Source organism: Streptomyces sp. NPDC013157 (assembly GCF_042899865.1).
Classification (GTDB): domain Bacteria; phylum Actinomycetota; class Actinomycetes; order Streptomycetales; family Streptomycetaceae; genus Streptomyces.
Genome location: NZ_JBIBAK010000007.1, coordinates 354114 through 377455, shown reverse-complemented (window position 1 = coordinate 377455; position 23342 = coordinate 354114). Strand labels below are relative to the sequence as shown.

Below are 23342 nucleotides of genomic sequence, written 5' to 3'. Positions count from 1 at the left end.
GCGTGACTCGTTTCTTGGGCAGGGGGCAGCGACCGGACGACGCACGAGAGGGCCGGCCGGCGTGGCAGGGGCGGGCGGCTCAGTCCTTGACGGCGCCGGCGGTCACGCCTGCGGCGACGTAGCGCTGGGCGAGGACGAGGATGACGGCGGCCGGCAGGGAGGCGACGACGGCGGTGGCCATGATGGCGTTCCACTGCTGGTTGTTGTTGCCGATGTAGTGGTAGATGCCGAGGGTGATCGGCTCGTGGGCGCCGCCGTTGACCAGGGTGCTGGCGAAGACGAAGTCGGACCAGGACCACAGGAACGCGAACAGGGACACCGTGACGACGGCGTTGCGGCTGATCGGCAGAACGATGGACCAGAACGTACGCAGCGGCCCGGCCCCGTCGGTCGTGGCGGCCTGGAGGAGTTCGCCGGGGATGCCGGACATGAACGCGGTGAAGATGAGGACGCCGAAGGGAACGGCCAGGGTGGAGTCGGCGACGATCAGGCCGGGGACCGACTGGAGCAGGCCGAGCTGGAGGTAGATGGCGTAGAAGCCCATCGCCATGATGATGCCGGGGATCATCTGGGCGGCCAGCAGGACGAAGTTGAGGATGCCGCCGCCGCGCGGGCGCAGTTTGGCCAGGGCGTAGCCGGCGGGGGCGGACAGGGCCACGGTCAGAGCGACGGTGCCCAGTCCGATGACGAGGCTGGTGCCGAGGTAGGGCAACTGCTCGTCGAGCACGGTGCGGTAGCCGGCCAGGGTGCCGTGCAGCGGCAGCAGGTCCGGCGGACTCTTGCGCATGTCCTGGTCGCGGGTGAGGGAGACGTTGACCATCCAGTAGACCGGGAAGAGCATGATCGCGGTCAGCAGGACGCCGATCGTGGTCTTCATCCGTGTATGCCTGCGGCTTCGGCTCATGACAGCGCCTGCTTTCTCTGCACCCGGACGTAGACCAGGCCGAAGACAAGAGCGGCGACCACGAGCAGGTTTCCGACGGCCGCGCCGGGGCCGAAGGCCGGCAGGAGGTTGCCGAAGCCGAGCTGGTAGGACCAGGTGGCGAAGGTCGTGGAGGAGTCGGCCGGGCCGCCCTTCGTCATGATCCAGATGATGTCGAAGACCTTGAGGGTGTAGACCAGGCCGAGCAGCAGGGTGATCGCCGACACCGGGCGCAACAGCGGGAAGGTGATGCTCCAGAAGCGCCGCCAGGCACCCGCTCCGTCGATCGCGGCCGCCTCGTACAGGCCGGCTGGGATGGACTGCAGGCCGCTGTACAGCACGACCAGGTTGAACGGGACACCGATCCAGACGTTCGCGATGATGACCGAGGTCAGCGACCAGGACGGTGAGGTCAGCCAGTTGACCGGCCCGATGCCGACCGCGTGCAGGGTGGCGTCGACGACGCCCGACTCGCTGTTGAGCATCCAGGACCAGGTGGAGGCCGAGACGATCAGCGGCAGCAGCCAGGGCACGAGGAACAGGGCGCGGAGCGTGGCCGAGAGCCGGAAGTTCTGGTTGAAGAAGACCGCGAGGGCGAGTCCGATGGCGTACTGGAAGACGAGGCATACGGCGGTGAAGACCGCGGTGTGGAGCAGGGCGGGGGCGAAGGTCGGATCGTCGAAGACCTTGCGGTAGTTGGCCAGCCCCGTGAAGGGGGCGTCGCCCTGGACGAAGGAGCGGACGGTGTAGTCGCGCAGGCTCAGGTCGAGGTTGCGGTAGAGGGGATAGGCGTAGAAGAGGCCGAGGTAGAGGGTCACCGGGGCGAGGAACCCCCAGGCGGCCCACTGGGCGGAGGTGGGCAGGCGGCGTCCCGGGCTGCGCGCCGGGGGCGGGGCGACGGCCGCCGCCCCGCCCGGGACGCCCGCGGACCGGTGGTCCGGCGGATGTGTCGTCTGCTTCATCGGGCTCACGTCACTTGGCCGCGGCCTGCGCCGCGGTGAGGGCGTCCTTGGGCGATTGGGAGCCGCTGAGCGCGGACTGAACGGCCTTCCACATCTGCTCGGAGATCTTGGGGTACTTGGTGCCCAGATCGTCACTGGTACGGCCCTTGGCCGCCTTGACCGCCTCGACCCACGGCTTGAGCTCGGCGTTCGCGGCCACCTGCTTGTCCTGGACCTCACCGGTGGGGGCCACGTAGGACAGGGTGCTGTCGGTGGTGTACAGGTTGGTGGTGCTGGTCAGACAGGTCGCCAGCTTCTGGGAGGTGGCGTAGCGGCCGGTGTCCTTCTGGACCGGGACGGTCACGAACTCGCCGCCGGTCGGGGCTGCGGCGTTCCCGCCGTTCACGCCGGGTATGGGCAGCACTCCGTAGTCGAAGCCGGCCTTCTTGGCGTTGGCGAGCTGCCAGGTGCCGTTCTCGCTGAACGCGTAGTCCCCGCTCGCGAACTCCTGCCAGCTGGTGGTCTGGGTGTTGTTGAGGACCGAGTTGGGGGCGTAGCCGTTCTTCAGCCAGTCCTTCCACAGGGCCAGCGCGGACACTCCGGGGGCGGAGTCGAGTTCGGTCAGCTTCGCGCCCGCGCCCCAGAACCAGGGCAGGAACTGGAAGCTGCCCTCCTCCGTTCCGATCGCCGAGAAGGTGATGCCCTTCTTGCCTGCCTTCCTGACCTTCGCCAGCGCAGCCGTGAGCGACGTCCAGTCCTTGACCGAGGCGATGGCCACCCCGGCCTTCTTAAGCACGTCCTTGTTGTAGTAGAGGGCGAGGGTGTTGGCCCCGATCGGGGTGCCGTAGGTCTTGCCGCCCGACTGGCCGGCCGCGAGCAGGTTGGGGTCGACCTTCGAGGTGTCCAGCTTGGTGTCGTCCGTCGTGGTGAGGACACCCGCCTCGGCCAGGGTCGACACCACCGGGTTGTCGACGATGAGGACGTCCGGGGAGTTGCCCTGCTGGGCCGCGAGCAGCGTCTTGTTGCCCAGATCGCTGGTGTCGAAGCCGGTCCGCTTGATCTTCACCCCGGCCTTGGCACCGCACTGGTCCAGCAGCTTCGCCCAGTCGGAGGTCTTGTCGAACTGCGGGTACGGGTCCCAGATCGTGTACGTGCCGCTGCCGGCGCTCGTCGTGCCGGTGTTGCCCGAGCCGGAGGAACAGGCGGTGGCGGCGACGGCCACGGCGAGGGCGGTGATGGCCGCGGCGGTCAGCCGGCGCTGTCTGGAGGAGCTGTTCATCGCGAGGTTTCCTTTGTTCTGGGCATGCCGGTGCCGAGGGCACGGGGTGGTGAAGGCCTGAGGCGTGAGGAGAGACGGGCACGGCGAACAGCGCTGTCGAGCGGTTCGGGCGTCCGGTGAAGTGAAGCCGGGAGGACTACGCGGGTGCGGTCAGGACCAGGTGATGTTCAGGGCGCGGTACTGGTCCCGGCGGGCCCGGTGCTGGCCCGCAGCGAGATAGGGGGAGTGAGGAGGTGGTGCCGGGGCGGCGCCTCGGGGTGGTCGAGCCGCTCCACCAGCAGGTCGACGGCGCGCCGGCCCATCTCCTCCGCCGGTACGTCGGCGGCGGTGAGCTGCGGGGTCACCGTCTCCGCCCACCGGCTGGCGACGACCCCGGTGACGGAGAAATCACGCGGCACATGACGGCCCGCCCGGGCCAGCCCCCGGTAGAGACCGCCCAGCGCGGCCTCGTTCAGCGTGACCAGGGCCGTCGTGGCCGGTTCATCGTGCAGGATCCGATCCAGGCAGGCCTCGCCGGAGGCGGCGTCGTCCTCGCAGCAGTACGTCCGTATCGTCAGCCCGCGCTCGGCCGCGGCCTTGGTGAAGCCGTCCAGGCCGCGGTGCGCGGACTCGTATCCGGCGCGCAGCAGCTGCTCGGGCCGGTTGACGAACGCGACCCTCGTGTGGCCCAGGTCCGCGAGGTGGTGCACGCAGGCCGCCGCGAGCGCGGTGTGGTCCAGCCCGACCCACCAGCCGCCCTCCGGGTGGGCGGTGCGGCCGATGGCGACGGAAGGGAACCCCAGGTCGGCCAGGTGGTCGACCCGGTCGTCCGCCAGCCGGATCTCCATCAGGATCGCACCGTCGACGCGCTGCTCCCCCAGCAGTCGCTGGAACGAACGGTCGCTGTCCACGCCGCTCGGAGACAGCAGCACGTCGTAGTCGTAGGTGGCGGCGGCCTCCACCACACTCCCGATGAAGTCCAGCTGCATCCCGGTGTAGTGGTTGCCGGCCGGCGGGAACACCAGGCCGATCGTGCTGGTCCGGCCGTTGGCAAGGGCACGCGCGCTGGCGTTCGGGCGGTAGCCCAACTCGTCGATGACCTGCTGGATCTTCCGACGCGTGTCGTCCGAGACCGGGCGCTTGCCGCTCAGCGCGTACGACACGGTGCTCCGCGAGACACCGGCCCGCCGGGCGATCTCACCGATGTTCACGGCAACTCCTTGCTCGAACCGGCTCGATGCTCCTGCGGAGCAGAGCGCCCGATCGCATGGATCCTGAGGGGTGAGGAAAGAACGTCCACCGGCTGTCGAACCGGTTCGCGTGAAGTGAAGTTAGGAACAAGCCGGGCGACTGTCAATACGCGAAACGCCACTTCTCGCAACAGCCCGGAGATCTGGACGCCTTGTCCCGCCCGCTCCTGTCAGGGGTATTGCTGCGAGATTTCCCCGGTGCTAACTTCCAGCGAACCGGTTCGACGAAGTGACCCTTCCGGCGGTCACATGCCCTGCCACCCCCGTCTGTACGTGATCGAACCGATTCGACGGAGCGCTTCAAGCCCGGCCCTTCATCACCGGTGACAGCCCGCAGGCGATCAGCCGGCCGAGGCGGGCCCGTCGGACCCCGCCGCTCAAGGATTGAGGACGCGATCCATGCCATCCGCTGACAGTTCCGCCCGGCGCCGGGCCCCGGCCTCCGTGGCGCTGGCCCTCGGTGCGGGCCTGCTGGTCGCACCTGCCGTTCCCGCACGTGCGGTCGACACACCCCTGCCCGCCGCGCACTACACCTTCGACCAGGACGACCTCGCCTCCGGCAAGATCGTGGACAGTTCCGGCAACGGTCTGACAGCGACCCTGGTCAACGCCTCCACCGCCGAGTCCGTCGCGGGAGCCGGCGGCGGCAGGGCGCTGTCCCTGCCCGGCGGGGCGCCTGCATCCGACGGTGCGTATGTCCGACTGCCCCCCGAAGTCCTGCGCGGTGCCCGCGACTTGACGGTCTCGGCCCGTGTGAAGTGGAGCGGCGGCCAGTCGGCCTGGCAGCGGATCTTCGATCTGGGCACCGACACCACCAGGTACCTCTTCACGACGCCGTACAACGGCAGTGTGCTGCGCACCGCCGTGACCACCGGCGGAGCGGGCGCGGAAGCCCAGGCCTCCGGTTACGCGCCCCTGCCCGCCGACGACTGGCGAACCGTCACCGTCACCCTCGACACCGCCGCCCACCGGGTCACCACCTACCTCGACGGCGTGGCCGTCTCCTCCGCCACAACGACGGTCAACGCCCAGAATCTGCTGGACAGTTCGGCCACGGCTGCCGGCTACATCGGCAAGTCCTTCTACCCGGACCCACTGCTCAAGGGCGCGATCGACGACTTCACGGTCTGGCACTCGGCGCTCACCGCTGAACAGGTGGCCGGCACGGTCGGGAGCCTTCCCACCCTCCAGCGGCTCTCACAGACGGCCTTCGAGGTCCGTACGACGACCGGAACCGCCCCTTCCCTGCCCGCCGCGGTCCGCGCCTCCTTCTCCGACGGCTACGACCGCGACACGCCGATCACCTGGGACGCGATACCACCGGAGAAGTACGCCCGGCCGGGGACGTTCACCGTGACCGGAACGACGGCAGGCCACGCGGTGCAGGCGACCGTTGCCGTGGTCCGCGAGGGCGAGCTCACCGTCGACCTCGGCTCGGACACCGGCGCCTTCCACGGCGGCGCGTCCGGCACGCTCTACGGCGTGTACGGGCCCGACGTCCCCACCAACAACCTCATCGAGGGCATGGGCCTGCGCACGGTCTCCACCAAGGCCCAGGACGGCCCACAGCACCCCGGTGCCGACGCACTGGACGTGGTCAGGCCACTGGCCGACGCCACCGACGGCGACGTGTACATCTACATGACCGACATCAACCGCGGCTTCCCCTACGAATGGCCGGGCGACACCCCCGCGGAAAAGCTCAGGCTCTACGAGGGGAAGATCGCCAAGCAGGTCGACCAGGTGCTGCAACTGCCTGAGCAGTACCAGGACAACGTCGTCTTCGTGCCCTTCAACGAGCCCGAGGGCAACATGTTCGGCACCGGCGACTGGAGCTACGACAGGGTCAGCTGGCTCGACGACCCGAAGGACTACTTCGCCGCCTGGGACTCCACCTACAAGCTCATCAAGAGCAAGATGCCCACCGCCCGCATCGCCGGCCCCAACACCAGCGTCCCCTTCGACCAGGTCAAGGGCTTCCTCACGCACACCCTGGCCGCCGGCACCCTCCCCGACGTCATCACCTGGCACGAGCTGAGCCACCCCGAGGCGGTCCGCCAGAGCGTCGCCAAGTACCGGGCCTGGGAGAAGGAGCTCTTCAAGGGCACCGACCGCGAGGGCACCCGACTCCCCGTCAACATCAACGAGTACGCCTTCAACTACCACACCTCCGTCCCCGGCCAGATGATCCAGTGGGTGTCCGCGATCGAGGAGTCCAAGGTGGACGCCGACATCGCGTACTGGAACATCGACGGCAACCTCTCCGACTCAGCCGTGCAGTCCAACCGTGGCAACGGCCAGTGGTGGCTGCTGAACTCGTACGCCGCCATGAGCGGGCACACCGTGACGGTGACCCCGCCGTTCCCGGGCCAGAACTACACCATGCAGGGTGTGGCCACGCTCGACACGAAGAAGAGGCAGTCCCGGCTGATCTTCGGCGGGTCCACCGGCAAGGGCCACATCACCTTCGCGGGCGTCCCCGGGAAGGTCTTCGGGGACCGCGTGCACGCCTGGGTGCGCGAGATCGACTGGAGTGGCCAGGTCGGCGACAACTCCGGCCCGAAGCTGCTGGCGGAGACGAACCTGAAGGTGGGTGACGACGGCAGGGTCGTCGTCGACTTCGGCGACGGCGCGCTGCCGGAGCTCAAGGAATCCTCGGCGTACGAGATCGTCCTCAGCCCCGCCGGAAAGGCGAAGGGCACGCAGACCGCACCGGTGCGCTGGCAGGGGTCGTACGAGGCGGAGGACGCCGCCCACACCGGGTCCGGCTACTCCAAGAACGGCCCGGAGGGGTCGACCAGCGACGTGTCGAAGTTCTACACCTCCGGCGGATACGACGTCGGCGGCCTGCGCACCGGCTCGGACGTCACGCTCGACTTCACCGTGGACGTGCCCGAGGACGGCACCTACGACCTGAGCGTCTTCGCCAACTCCCTCAACACCTTCGACAAGGTGAAGGACCAGGGCCCCACCAACGTCTTCCTGCGGGTCGACGGGCAGGCGGACAGCGAGCAGGAGCTGTACATGCCGCTCGGCTACAAGTGGGTGGTGTGGGACCACACCGGCACCAAGGTCCACCTCACCAGGGGCGAACACACCCTGACCCTCGCGGCGAAGAGCCTCGACGGCAAGCGCGCCACCAAGGGCGACGCCATCGTCGACCGCCTCACCCTGTCCCTGCCGTCCCCGTCGGCGGCCACCGAGGTCTACGAGGGAGAACTGGCCTGGACGAGCGGAGGAGCGCGGCCCGTCTACGACCTGCCGAAGCACACCGCGACACCCGCCACCGGCTCCGGCGCGGTCAGGCTCGGAAAGAACCAGGCGGCCACCTTCTGGGTCTACTCGCCCGCCGACCGCGAGGCCACCCTCGGGGTCGACACCCTCGGCAGCGCGGACGCCCGGCTGTCCGTCAACGGGCACGACGTACTACACGTGACCAAGGGCAGGCACGAGGTCGCCGTCTCCCTCTCGGGCGGCATCAACAAGGTGACGGCGACCGGCGGTTCGGCCACCACCCTCGTCGACCGGCTGACCGTCACGCCCACCGACGGCACGCTCACGGCGCGTACGTACGAGGCGCAGGACGCCAAACTCGCGGGCTCGGCCACGCTGACCCCACTGCCCCTGGCGACCAACGGTACGGCGATCACCGGGATCGGCGGTGACCCGGGCAACGGCAACACAGCAACGTTCACGGTCGCGGCGGACAAGGCCGGCCTGTACGCGCTGCGCATCCGCTACTCCAACCCCGAGCAGTCCGAGGCCACCCACTACAACCCGGACCCGCTCGCCCGCCACGCCGACATCAGCGTCAACGGCGGCAGGACACAGCGCGTCGGCTTCCCGCACACCTTCCACCAGGACAACTTCTGGGAGCTGACCGTCCCCGTCCACCTGAAGAAGGGCGAGAACAGGATCACCTTCCGCTCCGAGGAGCTGCCCGACTTCGACGGCACGACCTACGCCTCGGACACCTTCCCCGGAGTACTGCTCCGCTCCCGCTACGCGCCGCTGATCGACCGGATCATCGTCGCGCCGTACGCCCGAGAAGTGCGATGAGGTGACTGGCCACCGGCGGCGAAGCGACGCGCGCAACGGCCGGACAGCAGGGCGTTCCTCCCGAGGCCCTGTCCGACAGGCCGCGCCCGCTTCGCGGCCGGTGCATCAGGTGGACGATCAAGCCCCGGTCGATCCGGACTCCCGTCCTCCTCGCTGCTTACGCCAAGGCCGCCCAGGACCTGGGGTGCCGACCAGAACTCCTCGTCACAAAATCCTGTGCCCAGGATCGGTGGTTGGCACTAGGCAACGTCCGTGACCTGCGCTGATGCCAAGTAGCTTCAGCATCTCGAGGCGCGGCATCAGAGCATGGCATGTACCGGGCGATTCCTGGTGCCCGGCCGCCCGAAGCGGGACGCTGTGGCTGGTGCGTTCGCCGACGGCTCCACCGAGGTGACTCCAACTGCCCCTACTTTGCCGACAATGAGTGGCTGATCAGCTGGTTCCCGTTCCCGGCCGGTGCGCCCCTGGTCCTCAGCACCGACGGGCTCACCGGGACCCGGGCGGCCGACGGTACGTTCTACCCCCTCGATGAACGCCTGGCCGCCCACACGGATGTCGCCCCGACGGCTCTGCCACGGGCCCTGTACGACGACGCCCGCGCATTCGCCCGTCCTGGCCGTCCGCCGCTCCCCATGGCGTGTTGCGCGCTGATCACGGCCGGCTTTCTCAGGCGTGCCGGACGCCGTGGGCCAGTGGGAGAACCAGCCGAAAGGTGCAGCCCTCGCCCGCGCCGGTGTCCAGTTCCACGCGCCCGCCGTGACCCTGGGCGATCGCCGACGCGATGGCGAGGCCGAGGCCGCTGCCGCCCCGGTCACGGGAGCGGGAGGGGTCGACCCGGTAGAAGCGCTCGAAGACCCGCTCGGCCTCCTGTGAGGAAAGTCCGGGACCCTGGTCGGCGACCTCGATCACGCCGATCGGCACGGACTCGGCCAGGGGAGGGCAGGCGCTGGTCCGGCCGGGCCGGTCGGTTCCGCCGGTGATCGCTCCGGCCCAGGCAGTACCGACGCGCACGTCGACCGGGGTGCCCGGGGGCGTGTGGACGAGGGCGTTGGACAGGAGGTTGTTGACGACTTGGAGCAAGCGATCAGGATCGCCCACCGTCTCGACGACCTCCAGTTCGGCGTCCTCGGTACTCGTGCCGAGCGGGCTGAGCGTCACACGGTGCTCGCCGTTCGCGCGCACGGCCGCGGCGCTCACCGCGTCGGCCGCGAGGGACAGCAGGTCGACGGGGTTGCTGCGGTAGGCGGGCTGCTTGTCGAGTTTGGCGAGCAGCAGAAGGTCGTCGACAAGGAGGTTCATGCGCTCGGCATTGCGGGCGATCTGTTCGTCACCCTCCCGGCGTTGCTCGGCGGGGCGGTCCGGGTGGCGCAGGGCGAGCTGGGCGAAGCCCTGGACGGTGGTGAGGGGGGTACGCAGTTCGTGTCCGGCGTCGGCGACGAACCGACGCAGCCGCGCCTCCGAGAACTCCCCTTGCTGCAGAGCCTGTTGGAGGCGGTCGAGCATGTCGTTGAGTACGGTGCCCAGGCGGCCGGTCTCGGTGCGTGGGTCGGTGTCGGGCAGCCGTAGCCCGAGTTCCCCGGCGGTGATGCGCTGGGCGGTGTGCTCCATGCGGGTCAGCGGCAGGAGGCCGAGGCGGACGACCGTGCGGCCGATGGCGATCAGACCGACCAAGGCCGCGCCCAGGACGACGGCGTTGAGGGCCAGTTGCTTCGACAGGGCTCCTTCCACCGTGTCGAGTGGCAGGGCCACCACGTAGGTGGTGCCGCGCGTCGGGGCTGCGCGCCACAGGACCCGCCATTGGCCGTCCCCCGACTCGGCGGGGACGGTGGTCTCCCGTCTCCGCGTCAGATGCAGCTCGCCCGTGGACCGGGCGAGCTTCGGGCCCGGCGTGCTTCCGCCGCCGAGGGTGCCCTGCTCCTCACCCGAGGTGTTGTAGAAGGTGACCCGGAAGTCCGATGGAAGGGTCCCGGAGTCCGGCACGGGTCGGACAGCGGGGTCGGGGTGTTGTGTGAAGGCCCCGTCCGGGAGGGCGAATTCGGTGAGCTGCTGGTCGACGCGGTTCAGGAGCCAGGAGTGCATCCCCGCGACCCCGATGGCCTGCGTGGTCAGGACCACTGCCGCGGCCAGCAGGGTCACGCCCCACACCAGCCGGCCGCGCAGCGAGCGGGGGCGCAGGGTCCACCGACGCCGGATCACCTGTCGGCTCCCGCGCTGTGGCCCTGGGGAAGCCTGAGGCAGTAGCCGACTCCGCGCACGGTGTGCAGCAGGGGCGGATCGATGCGGTCGATCTTGCGGCGCAGGTATTTGATGTACGTCTCCACGATGCGGCTGTCGCCCGCGAAGTCGTAACCCCACACCTGGTTGAGGATCTTGGTCTTGCTCAGCACCCGGTTGGGATTCTCCAGGAGATAGGTGAGCAGGTTGAACTCGGTCGGCGACAGTTGGATGTACTCGCCGGCCCGGTGCACTTCGTGGGCGTTCTCGTCCAGCTCCAGGTCGGCGAAGCGCAGGATCCCGCTGTCGGTGCCGTCCGGGCCGGACAGGTGCTCCGGGTAGGTCCGGCGCAGGATGGCACTGATGCGCAGGAGCACCTCCTCGATGCTGAACGGCTTGGTCACGTAGTCGTCGCCGCCCGCGCTCAGTCCCGCGATGCGGTCGGCCAGCTCACCGCGGGCCGTGAGGAACAGCACCGGCGTGCGGACCCCGGCCGCCCGCAGCCTACGGGTGACCTCGAGGCCGTCCAGGTCGGGGAGCATGATGTCGAGGAGCACCAGGCCCGGCCGGCACTCCTCCACCTCCCGCAGTGCTTCCTGGCCGCTCGCGGCACCGAAGACCTCGTAGCCAGACAACCGCAGCGCCGACTCCAGCAGCATGCGGATGCTGGGGTCGTCCTCGACCACGAGGAGGCGGTGCGGAGCGGGCGCGGCAGCCGGGTCGGGCATGGTGCTGTGTGGTCCGTTCTGCCGGGGCCGCTAGTTGGTACGGGTCTTGGCGACGCAGTCGTACAAGGTTGTGCTCATACCGCCCATCATGCCGCCTGCGGCGGAGCCGCTCCCGTTGGTGCTGCCGCCGTACTCCTTGGCAGATACCTTGGTGCAGTGGTCGCTGACCCAGGTCGACCGCTTGGCAGCCGCGCTGTTCTCGCCACCCATCCGGGCGCCCATGCCGCCGGATGAACCGAGTACGTAGCGCAGGTCTCCGTTCTTGGTCCATTTGTCCAGCTGCTGCACGGAGGGGGCGTTGTCGGTGCCGAGGAAGCCGCCCATGCCGATCACCGTGGCGTCGCTGTTCAGGATGTAGGCAGCCGCTCCCGTGGCTCCGCCATCGACGGCGAGGGTGATACGAGCGCCCTTGGAGTGCTCAGTGGCATAGGTGAGGATCTTGCGCTGGTCGGAGCTGAGGCTGGTGCCCCGGTCCGCTCCACCGAGCCCTCCCGGGCGGCCGCTGAAGCCGCCTGATCCACCGCCGGTTCCCGGGAACGAGGGCATCGTGCCACCGGGGCCCGACCCCGGAGCACCGCTCCCGCCTGAGCCTGCTCCCGGGCCGCCGCTGCCACCGAAGCCTTCCGGCATCTCAAAGCCCTCGGGCAGGCTCCCGCCCCCGCCACCGCCCGGCATCTCAAACCCTTCAGGCAGGCTCCCGCCCCCGCCACCGCCCGGCACGCGCCCGGAACCGAAGGACATCGTCACCGGTCCGGCCGTCGGATTCGCTCCGCCCATTGCCGATCCGGATCCGCTCGGCACGCTCACGGCCCACGCGCCCGGTGCGAGCAGGATCGCCAGCACCGCGCCGCCGAGGGCGGCCACCGCGAGCCGCGGCTTCAGTATCGCCGCTGCGAGGAGCCCCACCGCGACCAGCCCCAGCACCAGCACCACCCAGGCCAGCCACCCGTGCCAGGACGGAACCCGCCGCATGACGACTACCGCCCAGATCACGGTCAGCAGCACGGTCCCGGCACCCGCCGGCAGCGCCCAGCGGGCACCCGCCCGGTGTGCCCGCACCAGTGCGGTGACGAGGCCTGCCGTCAACGCGGCGACGGCAGGAGCGAGTTGGGTGGTGTAGTACGGATGGAACGTACCTTCCTGGGTGGAGAACACCAGACCGCACACCAGCAGCCAGGTCCCCCACAGCACCCATCCCGAGCCCGGCAACGCCTCGCCCGCCGAGCTGCTGCCACGCCGGCGCAGTACCGCCCCGACCACGGCGATGATCAACGCCAGGGCGCTCACCGGCAGCAGCCAGCTGATCTGGCCGGCCACTTGGTCGTTGAACAGCCGCAGCAGCCCGGCCTCACCGCCGAAGGCGCCGCCGATGTTTCCCATTCCGCCGCTGCCCGCGCTGGCACCGAAGATCCTGCCGAGGCCGTTGTAGCCGGTCACCAGGTTCCAGGCGCCGCCGTCGGTGCTGCCGCCGATGTACGGCCGGTCGCCCGGCCACCAGGCGACCATCGCCACCCACCACAGCGAGGAGACGGCACACACGGCACCGGCGATCAGCAGTCGACCGACCCGTGACAGCCAGCTGCCGGTCGCGCCGACCAGCCAGGCCGCGGCGAGCGCCGGCAGTACCATCCAGGCCGCCATCATCTTGGTGAGGAAGCCGCAGCCGATCAGGAATCCGCTCACGCACAGCCACCACGTACCGTGCCGGCCCGACTCGGACTGCAGAGCGCGCGTGAGCGCGTACGCGGCGCTGACCAGGAAGAGCACCAGCAGTGTGTCGGGGTTGTTGTCCCGGTTGATCGCCACGGTGATCGGGGTCAGGGTCATCACGAGGGCGGCGAGGAGGGCCGCGCCCTCACCCGCCCAGCGCCGTACCGCACGGTGCAGGACGAAGACCGCGGCGACGCCCTCCAGCATCTGGGGCAGGAGCAGTGCCCAGCCGTGCAGGCCGAAGATCTTGCTGCTGATCACCTGCGGCCAGAGTGCGGCCGGGGGCTTGTCGACCGTGATCACTCCGGCCGGGTCGAAGGAGCCGAACAGGAAGTTCGTCCAGCTCTGGCCCATGGACTTCACGGCGGCCGAGTAGTAGCTGTTGCCCCAGCCGAGAGAGCCGAGCGCCCAGCCGTACAGCAGCGCGGACAGCAGCAGGATCGCGCCCAGCGCGACGGGGGCCGCCCAGCGTGGCAGGGCTCGGCCGATGCCGGGAAGGCGCGTGGCGGTGCCCGAAGGCGCCTCGGTGGTGTGTGTCACGGGGAGATTCGCTCTCGGGTCTCGGGGAGGGGGATCAGGACGCGCGGCGGAACACGGCCAGCCGCAGTACCAGGAAGCGAATGCCGGTCACCAGGACGGAGGAAACGGCCAACACGAGCGTCTCGGCGGCCGCCGACGCACCGGGCACGGCGTCGCGGAAGACCAGGACGGCGGCCGAGGTGATGAGGTAGCCCACGACGAACAGTGCGCCCGCGCCCAGGTGGACGCGTCCGGCGCCGACGCCGTCCGCGGAGTAGCGGAAGGTGAGCCGGCGGTTGGCCTCGGTGTTGAGGAGTGTGAGCACGAGCAGGGAGACGAAGTTGGCCGCGGCGGGCTGCCACCACCCCCGCAGCAGCCAGTAGAGCAGGGCCTGCCCAAGGGTCGAGGCGATGCCGATGAGGACGAAACAGCCGATCTGCCAGGCGAGTTGGGAGCGGGCCGCGTCCGGGGCCAGGACCGCGTCGGGGTGCTCGGCGGCCGGTTGCGGGCGGGCCGGAACGGGGACGCGCGCGGCACCGGACGCCTTGAGCCGGGCCATCCGCCACAGGCCCTTGAGATCGTCGGTCGCGGTGCCGACGACGTCCACCCGGGTGTCGACGTCCTCCACCCAGTCGACGGGGACCTCGTGGATACGCAGTCCGTTGTGCTCGGCGAGCAGCAGCAGTTCGGTGTCGAAGAACCAGGCGTCGTCCTCGGTCTTCGACAGCAGCGGACGCAGCGCCTCGGTGCGGGCGGCCTTGAACCCGCACTGCGCGTCGCTGAAGCGGGCGCCGTGGGTGACCCGGATCAAGGCGTTGTAGCAGCGGGAGATCAACTCCCGGCGCGGGCCGCGCACGGTTCGGGCGCCGGGGGCGAGGCGGCTGCCGATGGCAAGGTCGGAGTGGCCGCTGGCGAGCGGGGCGATGAGCGGCAGCAGCCCGTCGAGGCCGGTGGACAGGTCGACGTCCATATAGACGACGATCTCGGCGTCGCTCGTGCCCCAGACGGTGCGCAGCGCGAGGCCTCGTCCTTTGCGTTCGAGGTGGACAAAACCGACGCCGGGCAGTTCGTCGGAGAGTTCCCGGGCCACGTTGAGGGTCCCGTCGACGCTGGCGTTGTCGGCCACGGTGATCCGCCAGGGGTACGGCAGCTCGTCACGCAACCGCGCGTGCAGGGTGCGGATGCAGCCGGGCAGCGCGCGTTCCTCGTTGTAGACCGGGATGACGATCTCGACGGTCGGCGTGCGGGTCGCGGCCGGGTCCGCGGCGTCGGCCAGTGTCGGCGGCTGGAAACTCCGGGCCGTACGCAAGCCACTGGTTGTCTGCGTCATGGGTTCCTCGAGGGATGGGGGTCGGTGGGGGCGGCTCCCGCGCACGCCCACGTCCTGGCGGCGCACTGGTCGACTCTGACCTGTGCGACAGGGGAAACGCGGGGAGGAAGCTGGGAACTGACGGGGAGTCCGCTGTCAGTCCCTCCGCCGACTGGCGGCGGGGTACGTCGCCGATCCTTGCGACAGAAGATGAGCGGACGAGGTCAGCGGGCCGGGAATCGGCCGAGAGAATGCTGTGCGACCACTCCGGCGACGGCCGTGGCATGACGTGCTCGTTCGGGCCGGTCCATACGCTTACGGCATGAATGCCTTCGGTGCCGGTGTGGAGGTCCGTCGGCTGCGTCCCTGAGGGCGGGAGCGTGCTCTCGTCCTTCTGGTCTGCGCGAGCGCGGCGATCTCGACGGACCCACCTGTCCATGAGCTGCTCGGTGGACTGTCGACAGGCCTGCGCCTCACGTCATGCCGGAGGATGGTGCGTGGCGGTCATCGCGACGGCACAAGCGACGGACGGCGGCTGGACGTGGGCCCAGACCGCGGCCCTGTTCGTCCCCTTCATCGCCCTCTTCGGCGCCTTCCTGACGTACGCCCTCAACCCGCGGGCTGTGCGCAAGCAGCGCCGGGCGAAGACCTTCGCCGAAGCACTGACTGCGGTCGAGGAGTACCTGGAGATGCCGTACCGCATACGGCGCCGCCCCACATCCTCGTCCGCCGTAAGACAACAGCTCACCGACGAGATCAGCGGCTTGCCGGCACGGATGGCCTTCCACCAGGCGTGGCTCCAGACAGAGGCATCAGCCGTCGCGGGCCCCTACGCGACCCTCGTGGCCACGGCACGAGCGGAGGCCGGTGCACAGATGAGTCTTGCCTGGGACCAGCCGCCGATCACCACCGACAGCGGCATGAACCCCGGAGTTCCATACCCCCGGGACCAATCGAACGCGGCCCGAGCCACGTGCGTTGAGGTGACGCCGTCACCTGCGAGAACGCCAAGTGATCTCGGTGCCAACCATCCCTCTTTTGTGCCGACTGAAAACCCTCGTCACACAACCACCACGGCCCGCCCCTACAACCCCACGATCCCGTTCCACCGCTTGGCGAACTCGACCCGTTCCGTCGACGTGATGTCCCGGGCGATCGCGAGGCGCTTGCGCATCGCCGTGTTGGGGAAGATCAGGGGGTTGTCGGCGAGGGCCGCGGTGTCCTTGTCCTTGGAGTCGGCGAGGACCTGCCGGGCGGCCGGGACGGGGCAGACGTAGTTGACCCAGGCCGCCAGTTCGGCGGCGACCTCGGGCTCGTAGTAGTAGTCGACGAGGCGTTCGGCGTTGGACTTGTGGGCGGCGCGGTCCGGGATCATCAGGGAGTCGGACCAGAGCTCCGCGCCCTCCTCGGGGACGACGAAGCGGATGTCGGGGTTGTCGGCCTGGAGCTGGATGACGTCGCCGGAGTACGCCTGGCAGGCCAGGACGTCCCCGCTGACCAGGTCCTTGGTGTAGTCGTTGCCGGTGAAGCGGCGGATCTGGCCCCGGTCGACCTGCTGCTGCACCTCGTCGCAGACGGCGTAGAAGTCGTCGGCCGTCCACTTGGTGATGTCCACGCCGTTGCCCTGCATGAGCAGCGCGAAGGCCTCGTCGAGGCCGGAGAGCAGGGTCACCCGGCCCTTGAGGTCGCTCGCCCACAGGTCCTTGACGTGCCGGACCTCGCGGCCCAGCTTCCTGCGGTTGTACGCGATGCCGGTGATGCCCGACTGCCACGGCACGGTGGAGAGGCGGCCCGGGTCGAAGGCGGGCGAGCGGAGCAGCGGGTCCAGGTACTTCGCCACGTTGGGCTGGTGGGCTCGGTCCATCTTCTGGACCCAGCCCAGGCGGACGAACCGCGCGCACATCCAGTCGCTGACGACGATCAGGTCGCGGCCGGTGGACTGGTGGTTCATCAGCGCGGGGCTGATCTTGCCGAAGAACTCGTCGTTGTCGTTGATCTCCTCGATGTAGTCGACGGAGATCCCGGTGCTCTTTCCGAAGGCGTCGAGGGTGGGCCTCTTGTTCGGGTTGTCGTCGTCCACGTCGATGTACAGCGGCCAGTTCGCGAAGACCAGCCTGTGGTCCCTGGCGGACAGGTCGGTCACGGCGCGGTCGCCGGCCTTGACGTAGGCGGCGGGCACCCCGCAGCCCGCCAGCGCGCCGAGCGCGGCGGTGCCGCCGAGCGCGCGCAGCAGGGAGCGACGGGAGAGCGCGGACGTCCGGGAAGAGGTCTGGGGCACACCTGAAGAATGTCGCGCCCGCCCCTCACCGGGCAATCGACGCTGCGTCGAGCCACCTGGCACGGACCTGACACCTTGTCGATGACCCAGGTCAACACGGCGTTACAGCAGAGCGCTGCCCGGGGGACTTCCCGACCCCGGGCAGCGCAACGCCCGTGCGAGGGGCGCTGGGGGTACCCCCGGCCGAAGGCTGGGGGAGGAACTGCGCGACCAGCCCCCACGCACCCGCACCCGACCTGCGACCTACGCGTCCAGCGACGTCATCACATGCTTGATCCGCGTGTAGTCCTCGAACCCGTACCCGGACAGGTCCTTGCCGTACCCGGACTTCTTGAAGCCGCCGTGCGGCATCTCCGCGACCAGCGGGATGTGCGTGTTGATCCACACGCAGCCGAAGTCCAGCTTCTTGGACATCCGCATCGCCCGCCCGTGGTCCTTGGTCCACACCGAGGACGCGAGGGCGTACTCGACGCCGTTGGCCCACTCGACGGCCTGCTCCTCGTCCGAGAAGGACTGGACGGTGATGACCGGCCCGAAGACCTCCTTCTGGATGATCTCGTCGTCCTGCTTGACGCCGGAGACGACGGTCGGCGCGTAGAAGTACCCCTTGTCACCGACCCGCTGCCCGCCGGTCTCGACCTTGGCGTGGGCGGGGAGCCGCTCGATGAAGCCGGAGACCTGCTTGAGCTGGTTCGGGTTGTTCAGCGGCCCGAACAGCACGTCCTCGTCGTCCGGCTGCCCGGTCTTCGTCTCGGCCGCGGCCTTCGCGAGCGCGGCCACGAACTCGTCGTGGATGGACTCCTGGACGAGGACCCGGGTCGCCGCCGTACAGTCCTGGCCCGCGTTGAAGAAGCCCGCGACGGAGATGTCCTCGACGGCCTTGGCGATGTCGGTGTCCTCGAAGACGACGACCGGCGCCTTGCCGCCCAGCTCCAGGTGGACCCGCTTGAGGTCCTTGGACGCGGACTCGGCGACCTGCATGCCGGCGCGCACGGAGCCGGTGATGGAGGCCATGGCCGGGACGGGGTGCTCGACCATCAGGCGGCCGGTGTCACGGTCGCCCGTGACGACGTTGAAGACGCCCTTCGGCAGGATCCCGCCGATGATCTCGGCCATCAGGACGGTCGACGCCGGGGTGGTGTCCGACGGCTTGAGGACCACCGTGTTGCCCGCGGCGATCGCCGGGGCGAACTTCCACACGGCCATCATCATCGGGTAGTTCCACGGCGCGACCTGCGCGCAGACGCCGACCGGCTCGCGGCGGACGATGGAGGTCATCCCCTCCATGTACTCGCCGGCCGAGCGGCCCTCCAGCATCCGGGCCGCACCGGCGAAGAACCGGATCTGGTCGACCATCGGCGGGATCTCCTCGGAGCGGGTGAGCCCGGTCGGCTTGCCGGTGTTCTCCACCTCCGCCGCGATGAGTTCCTCGGCCCGCTCCTCGAACGCGTCCGCGATCTTCAGCAGGGCCTTCTGCCGCTCGGCGGGCGTGGTGTCGCGCCAGCCCGGGAAGGCCGCGGCCGCGGCCGCCATCGCCGCGTCGACGTCGGCCTCCCCGGACAGCGGGGCGGTGGCGTACGCCTCGCCGGTCGCGGGGTTGACCACCTCGGTGGTCCGCCCGTCGGCGGCGTCCCGGAACTCACCGTCGATGTAATTGCGCAGACGACGCAGCTCGGTGCTCACTGCCGGCCCTCCAAGTTCGGGTGTCCAATCACTGAGACACCCACAGTAATCCGAGATCCCACGTTTTCAACACCCCCACGGCCGCCGCGTCTGCGAAATCCGCAATCCACGGCGCCTCAAACAACGAATTTCATCGATACGGCCTTGCGGAACCGTCGAGACGTCGTGCACAGTGAGGTCGTGGCCAGTCGAAGCGCAGACCAGAGGGACTCGTCCCGCGAGTCCAGGAACGGCACTCCCCAGTTGGACGCCGTCTCCCTCGCCATCATCCAGCAGCTCCAGGAGGACGGCCGCCGTCCGTACGCCGCGATCGGCAAGGCCGTCGGCCTGTCGGAGGCGGCCGTGCGCCAGCGCGTCCAGAAGCTGCTGGACCAGGGCGTCATGCAGATCGTCGCCGTCACGGACCCGCTCACCGTGGGCTTCCGCCGGCAGGCGATGGTCGGCATCAACGTCGAGGGCGATGTCGAGTCGATCGCGGATGCGCTGAGCGCCATGTCGGAAGTCGAGTACGTGGTGATGACCGCGGGCTCGTTCGACATCCTCGCGGAGATCGTCTGCGAGGACGACGACCACCTGCTGGACGTCATCAACAAACGCATCCGGGCCCTGCCCGGCGTGCGCTCCACCGAAAGCTTCGTCTACCTGAAGCTGAAGAAGCAGACCTACATGTGGGGAACCCGATAACCGTGACCCAGAAGGACCTCAGCCGCACCGCGTACGACCACCTGTGGATGCACTTCACCCGCATGTCCTCGTACGAGAACTCGCCCGTCCCGACCATCGTCCGGGGCGAGGGCACCTACATCTACGACGACAAGGGCAAGCGCTACCTCGACGGTCTCGCCGGTCTGTTCGTGGTCCAGGCCGGTCACGGCCGCACCGAACTCGCCGAGACCGCGTTCAAGCAGGCCCAGGAGCTGGCGTTCTTCCCGGTGTGGTCGTACGCCCACCCGAAGGCCGTCGAGCTCGCGGAGCGGCTGGCCGACCACGCCCCCGGCGACCTGAACAAGGTCTTCTTCACCACCGGCGGCGGCGAGGCCGTCGAGACCGCCTGGAAGCTCGCCAAGCAGTACTTCAAGCTGCAGGGCAAGCCGACCAAGTACAAGGTCATCTCCCGCGCGGTCGCGTACCACGGCACCCCGCAGGGCGCCCTGTCGATCACCGGTCTGCCGGCGCTGAAGGCTCCCTTCGAGCCCCTCGTCCCCGGTGCCCACAAGGTCCCGAACACCAACATCTACCGCGCCCCGATCCACGGCGACGACCCGGAGGCCTTCGGCCGCTGGGCCGCCGACCAGATCGAGCAGCAGATCCTCTTCGAGGGCCCCGACACCGTCGCCGCGGTCTTCCTGGAGCCGGTCCAGAACGCGGGCGGCTGCTTCCCGCCCCCGCCCGGCTACTTCCAGCGCGTGCGCGAGATCTGCGACCAGTACGACGTGCTCCTGGTCTCCGACGAGGTCATCTGCGCCTTCGGCCGCCTGGGCACGATGTTCGCCTGTGACAAGTTCGGCTACGTCCCGGACATGATCACCTGCGCCAAGGGCATGACCTCGGGCTACTCCCCGATCGGCGCGTGCATCGTCTCCGACCGCGTCGCCGAGCCGTTCTACAAGGGCGACAACACCTTCCTGCACGGCTACACCTTCGGCGGCCACCCGGTCTCCGCGGCGGTCGGCCTCGCCAACCTCGACCTGTTCGAGCGCGAGAACCTCAACCAGCACGTCCTGGACAACGAGGGCGCCTTCCTCTCCACCCTGCAGAAGCTGCACGACCTGCCGATCGTCGGCGACGTCCGCGGCAACGGCTTCTTCTACGGCATCGAGCTGGTCAAGGACAAGGCGACCAAGGAGTCCTTCAACGACGAGGAGACCGAGCGCGTCCTGTACGGCTTCCTCTCGAAGGCCCTGTTCGAGAACGGCCTGTACTGCCGTGCCGACGACCGCGGCGACCCGGTCGTCCAGCTCGCCCCGCCGCTGATCTCCAACCAGGAGACCTTCGACGAGATCGAGCAGATCCTGCGCGCCACCCTCACGGAGGCGTGGACCAAGCTCTGATCATCGCATCAGCGGTCCGACCCGGCCCCGGCGCCGCCCGTTCGAGTGAGAACGGCGGCCCGGGGCCGCGTGCTGTCCGGGCTCCGCCCCCGGATCTGCCTAGCGTGCACGTGACCGATCGGCCCAGCCTTCGTTCCCCCGGACGTGGGAAGGCACGGCAAAACGGATCAGAACCGAGGTGTACGCCCATGGAGGCCCCGCCGGACAACGACGTGCTGTGGGCACGCGCCCTGCACTTCCGCCACCCGGACAGCTCACCGGGTGTCACCGGCATCTCGCTGGGCGTCCGGGAGGGCGAGATCCTCGCCGTCAGCGGCCCGCGCGGCAGCGGCAAGACGACGCTGCTGAGGTGCCTGGCCGGTCTGGTCCCGGCGCAGGGCGGCGAGGTCTGGTTCAACAGCAAGGCCGTGCACCGGATGGGCCCGTTCGCCCGCGAGCGGCTGCGCCGCGACCGCTTCGGCTGGATCGACCCGGCCCCGGCTCTCGTCCCCGAGCTGAACGTCTGGGAGAACACCGCCCTGCCCCTGATGCTGCGCGGCACCGGCCGCCGCCGGGCCAAGGTGGCCGCGCTGGAGTGGCTGGAGCGCCTCGACGTCGGCGACAAGGCCCGCAGGCACCCCGGCGAACTCCAGCAGGCCGAACGCCAGCGCGTCTCCATCGCCCGCGCCCTCGCCCCCGCGCCCACGGTCCTCTTCGCCGACGAGCCGACGGCCCCGCTGCACCGCGCCGACCGCGCCCACGTCCTGCGTACCCTCACCACGGCGGCCCGCTCGCACGGCATCACGGTCGTCCTCGCCACGCACGACGCGGAGACGGCGGCCCTCGCCGACCGCAAGGTCGACCTCCTGGACGGCCGCCGGGTGAACACCGTCCACCTGCCGCCGGTCCCCGAGACGGAAGGCCGGGCCGAGTGCTCGCTCTCCGCCTGACCCGCGCCACCCACCCGGCCGTCCACCTGCGCCGCCTCCTGGTGGCCGCGGCGGCCGCCGGCACGGGTTTCCTGCTGCTGTCCGCCCTCGGCTACGCGCTGACCCACCCGACCCACTCGACGGCAGCTCTCCTGCGCCTGTCCTGGTGCGCGATCCCGCTCGCCAGCACGGTGTACCTCGCGGTCGCGGTGGCCCGCACCGACCCCGGCGCCAAGCCGCGCTCCGGTCTCTCCGCCTTCGGCCTGGGCCCGGCCCGCCTGATGGCCCTCGCCGCCCTCAACACGGCCCTCGCCTGCGCCCTGGGCTCCCTGCTGGCCCTCCTGGTCTTCCTCCACCTGCGCGGCGACCTCACGGGCATGCCCTTCGACGGCGCGGCGAAGGACTTCCTGGCCGCGGACAGGTCCCTGCCCGTCCCGGCGGTCCTGACCCTCCTGACCGTCCTGCCGGTCCTCGCCTCCGCAACGGTCGCCCTCACCCTCCGCCCCCGCGACCTGCCCCACCCCGGCACCCGCTCCCGCATCCACGGCCGCTTCGGCGCCTACGACCGAACAGCAAAACCCGAAACCTTCGGCGCCTACGGCCGCTTCGGCGCCCGCTTCTTCCGCGGCCCGACGCCCACCACCCGCCCACCACTCACCTCCACTCAACCCGCGTCCGCCCCCCAGCCACCGCTTCAACCCGCGGGCAGTCGTGCCGCTGGGGCGGCACGGGTGGGCGCGGACTGCACCCTGCAAGCGCCGGTAAGCGACACCCCGCCCACCCCCGGCCCAGCCGACCACAGCGAGGAAACCCCGGCCCCGCTCCCCGACCTCCCCGCCACCTCACCCCCCGGCCTCCCCTGGGGCATCGCCGTCCTCGCCGCCGGCCTCGCCGTGGAGTCCTACGCCGGCGTCACCGACACCGCCCCGCACACCCCCCTCCCCGGCGGCCTGGCCGGCGGCCCCGTCGGCGTCCTCGCCGGCTGGGCTCTCACCGCCCTCGGCCTGATCCTCGCCGCCCCCGGCCTCACCCACCTCTGCGGCCGCCTCCTCCAGGCCGTCCGCCCCGGCGCCCGCCGCCTCCTCGCCGGCCGCGTCCTGATGGCGGAGGCCACCCGCATCGGCCGCCCCCTCGGTGTCGTCTGCGCGGTGGCGTCGGCGGCCGTCGCGGCCACCGCCCTCGACGGCGACGCCGGCAGCGCCCCCGCCTTCGGCCCCCTCACCGCCCTCGGCGGCCTCGTGGTGGCCGGCTGCACGGTCGCCACCCTCGCCACCGCCGCCGTCGAGGCCCGCCAGTACCGCGCCGACATCACCGCGGCCCTGCTCCGCCTCGGCGCCCCGGCGACCGTACTGCGCAGCGCGGCGGCCCTGCGCACCGGCGCCCTGCTGGTCCTCTTCGGCCCGCTCACCCTGCTGATCGCGGAGCTCGCCGCACTCCCGCTCGCACGCTGAAAGACCGTACGAGGAAAGGCCGTACGAAAAGATCCGGACCCGGCGATGACTTTCGCCGCGT

15 protein-coding genes and 1 pseudogene are annotated in these 23342 nt (G+C 70.1%); 6 read left to right on the top strand and 10 right to left on the bottom strand.

Annotated features, from left to right (window positions below; genetic code table 11):
- Nucleotides 1–79: 79 nt before the first annotated feature.
- From ACFY6U_RS23180 to ACFY6U_RS23165, 4 genes are all read right to left on the bottom strand, one after another.
- Entirely contained in the window at nucleotides 80–877 is a 798-nt protein-coding gene (locus ACFY6U_RS23180) for a carbohydrate ABC transporter permease (RefSeq protein WP_390040979.1), read from the bottom strand.
- Nucleotides 878–900: 23 nt separating this feature from the next.
- On the bottom strand, nucleotides 901–1884 hold the full coding sequence (locus ACFY6U_RS23175) for a carbohydrate ABC transporter permease (protein WP_390040977.1): 984 nt from the start codon (nucleotides 1882–1884) through the stop codon (nucleotides 901–903).
- A 10-nt stretch (nucleotides 1885–1894) separates the two neighbouring features.
- Nucleotides 1895–3142: an extracellular solute-binding protein gene (locus tag ACFY6U_RS23170; protein WP_390040975.1), complete on the bottom strand. Its 1248-nt coding sequence runs from the start codon at nucleotides 3140–3142 to the stop codon at nucleotides 1895–1897.
- A 167-nt stretch (nucleotides 3143–3309) separates the two neighbouring features.
- Nucleotides 3310–4332 (bottom strand): LacI family DNA-binding transcriptional regulator, encoded by a 1023-nt coding sequence (locus ACFY6U_RS23165; protein WP_390040973.1) that lies wholly within the window; start codon nucleotides 4330–4332, stop codon nucleotides 3310–3312.
- A gap of 438 nt (nucleotides 4333–4770) precedes the next feature.
- On the opposite strand from ACFY6U_RS23165, the gene ACFY6U_RS23160 reads away from it, so the two are divergent.
- Both ACFY6U_RS23160 and ACFY6U_RS23155 read left to right on the top strand, forming a co-directional pair.
- Nucleotides 4771–8430 carry a LamG-like jellyroll fold domain-containing protein gene (locus ACFY6U_RS23160; RefSeq protein WP_390040971.1) on the top strand — a complete coding sequence of 1220 codons (3660 nt, stop codon included), beginning with the start codon at nucleotides 4771–4773 and terminating at the stop codon, nucleotides 8428–8430.
- A gap of 311 nt (nucleotides 8431–8741) precedes the next feature.
- Nucleotides 8742–9023: pseudogene (locus ACFY6U_RS23155) on the top strand (SpoIIE family protein phosphatase); the annotation flags it as partial.
- Between the two features lie 73 nt (nucleotides 9024–9096).
- Here the strand turns inward: ACFY6U_RS23155 and ACFY6U_RS23150 are convergent.
- The 6 genes from ACFY6U_RS23150 to ACFY6U_RS23125 all read right to left on the bottom strand — a co-directional run bounded on the left by ACFY6U_RS23150 (nucleotide 9097) and on the right by ACFY6U_RS23125 (nucleotide 18871).
- Nucleotides 9097–10626 carry a sensor histidine kinase gene (locus ACFY6U_RS23150; protein ID WP_390040969.1) on the bottom strand — a complete coding sequence of 510 codons (1530 nt, stop codon included), beginning with the start codon at nucleotides 10624–10626 and terminating at the stop codon, nucleotides 9097–9099.
- The gene (locus ACFY6U_RS23145; RefSeq protein ID WP_390040967.1) at nucleotides 10623–11372 is read right to left on the bottom strand and encodes a response regulator transcription factor; all 750 of its coding nucleotides are present in this window, start codon (nucleotides 11370–11372) and stop codon (nucleotides 10623–10625) included. Before ACFY6U_RS23145 ends, ACFY6U_RS23150 begins: the two co-directional genes overlap by 4 nt.
- A gap of 30 nt (nucleotides 11373–11402) precedes the next feature.
- Nucleotides 11403–13622 carry an ArnT family glycosyltransferase gene (locus ACFY6U_RS23140; RefSeq protein WP_390040965.1) on the bottom strand — a complete coding sequence of 740 codons (2220 nt, stop codon included), beginning with the start codon at nucleotides 13620–13622 and terminating at the stop codon, nucleotides 11403–11405.
- 34 nt (nucleotides 13623–13656) lie between these two features.
- Nucleotides 13657–14931: a glycosyltransferase gene (locus ACFY6U_RS23135; protein ID WP_390040963.1), complete on the bottom strand. Its 1275-nt coding sequence runs from the start codon at nucleotides 14929–14931 to the stop codon at nucleotides 13657–13659.
- A 1063-nt stretch (nucleotides 14932–15994) separates the two neighbouring features.
- Nucleotides 15995–17188, bottom strand: a complete 1194-nt coding sequence (locus tag ACFY6U_RS23130; protein WP_390040961.1) for a PotD/PotF family extracellular solute-binding protein — start codon at nucleotides 17186–17188, stop codon at nucleotides 15995–15997.
- Between the two features lie 243 nt (nucleotides 17189–17431).
- Complete coding sequence (locus ACFY6U_RS23125; protein WP_390040959.1) at nucleotides 17432–18871, bottom strand: gamma-aminobutyraldehyde dehydrogenase; 1440 nt, start codon at nucleotides 18869–18871, stop codon at nucleotides 17432–17434.
- A 165-nt stretch (nucleotides 18872–19036) separates the two neighbouring features.
- Here ACFY6U_RS23125 and ACFY6U_RS23120 point away from each other — a divergent pair, with 165 nt between their 5' ends.
- From ACFY6U_RS23120 to ACFY6U_RS23105, 4 genes are all read left to right on the top strand, one after another.
- The gene (locus ACFY6U_RS23120) at nucleotides 19037–19555 is read left to right on the top strand and encodes an Lrp/AsnC family transcriptional regulator (protein WP_351485096.1); all 519 of its coding nucleotides are present in this window, start codon (nucleotides 19037–19039) and stop codon (nucleotides 19553–19555) included.
- The gene (locus ACFY6U_RS23115; protein ID WP_294008897.1) at nucleotides 19540–20922 is read left to right on the top strand and encodes an aspartate aminotransferase family protein; all 1383 of its coding nucleotides are present in this window, start codon (nucleotides 19540–19542) and stop codon (nucleotides 20920–20922) included. The genes ACFY6U_RS23120 and ACFY6U_RS23115 overlap by 16 nt, the downstream gene beginning before the upstream one ends.
- 188 nt (nucleotides 20923–21110) lie before the next feature.
- Nucleotides 21111–21851, top strand: a complete 741-nt coding sequence (locus ACFY6U_RS23110; protein ID WP_390040957.1) for an ABC transporter ATP-binding protein — start codon at nucleotides 21111–21113, stop codon at nucleotides 21849–21851.
- Nucleotides 21833–23281 (top strand): hypothetical protein, encoded by a 1449-nt coding sequence (locus ACFY6U_RS23105; protein WP_390040955.1) that lies wholly within the window; start codon nucleotides 21833–21835, stop codon nucleotides 23279–23281. Before ACFY6U_RS23110 ends, ACFY6U_RS23105 begins: the two co-directional genes overlap by 19 nt.
- Nucleotides 23282–23342: the final 61 nt, after the last annotated feature.

Bases quoted from the DNA above. Each gene is read 5' to 3' on its own strand.
- ACFY6U_RS23110 (WP_390040957.1), top strand. From the start codon at position 21,111: ATGGAGGCCCCGCCGGACAACGACGTGCTGTGGGCACGCGCCCTGCAC.
- ACFY6U_RS23180 (WP_390040979.1), bottom strand. From the start codon at position 877: ATGAAGACCACGATCGGCGTCCTGCTGACCGCGATCATGCTCTTCCCG.
- ACFY6U_RS23145 (WP_390040967.1), bottom strand. From the start codon at position 11,372: ATGCCCGACCCGGCTGCCGCGCCCGCTCCGCACCGCCTCCTCGTGGTC.
- ACFY6U_RS23135 (WP_390040963.1), bottom strand. From the start codon at position 14,931: ATGACGCAGACAACCAGTGGCTTGCGTACGGCCCGGAGTTTCCAGCCG.
- ACFY6U_RS23170 (WP_390040975.1), bottom strand. From the start codon at position 3,142: ATGAACAGCTCCTCCAGACAGCGCCGGCTGACCGCCGCGGCCATCACC.
- ACFY6U_RS23175 (WP_390040977.1), bottom strand. From the start codon at position 1,884: ATGAAGCAGACGACACATCCGCCGGACCACCGGTCCGCGGGCGTCCCG.
- ACFY6U_RS23160 (WP_390040971.1), top strand. From the start codon at position 4,771: ATGCCATCCGCTGACAGTTCCGCCCGGCGCCGGGCCCCGGCCTCCGTG.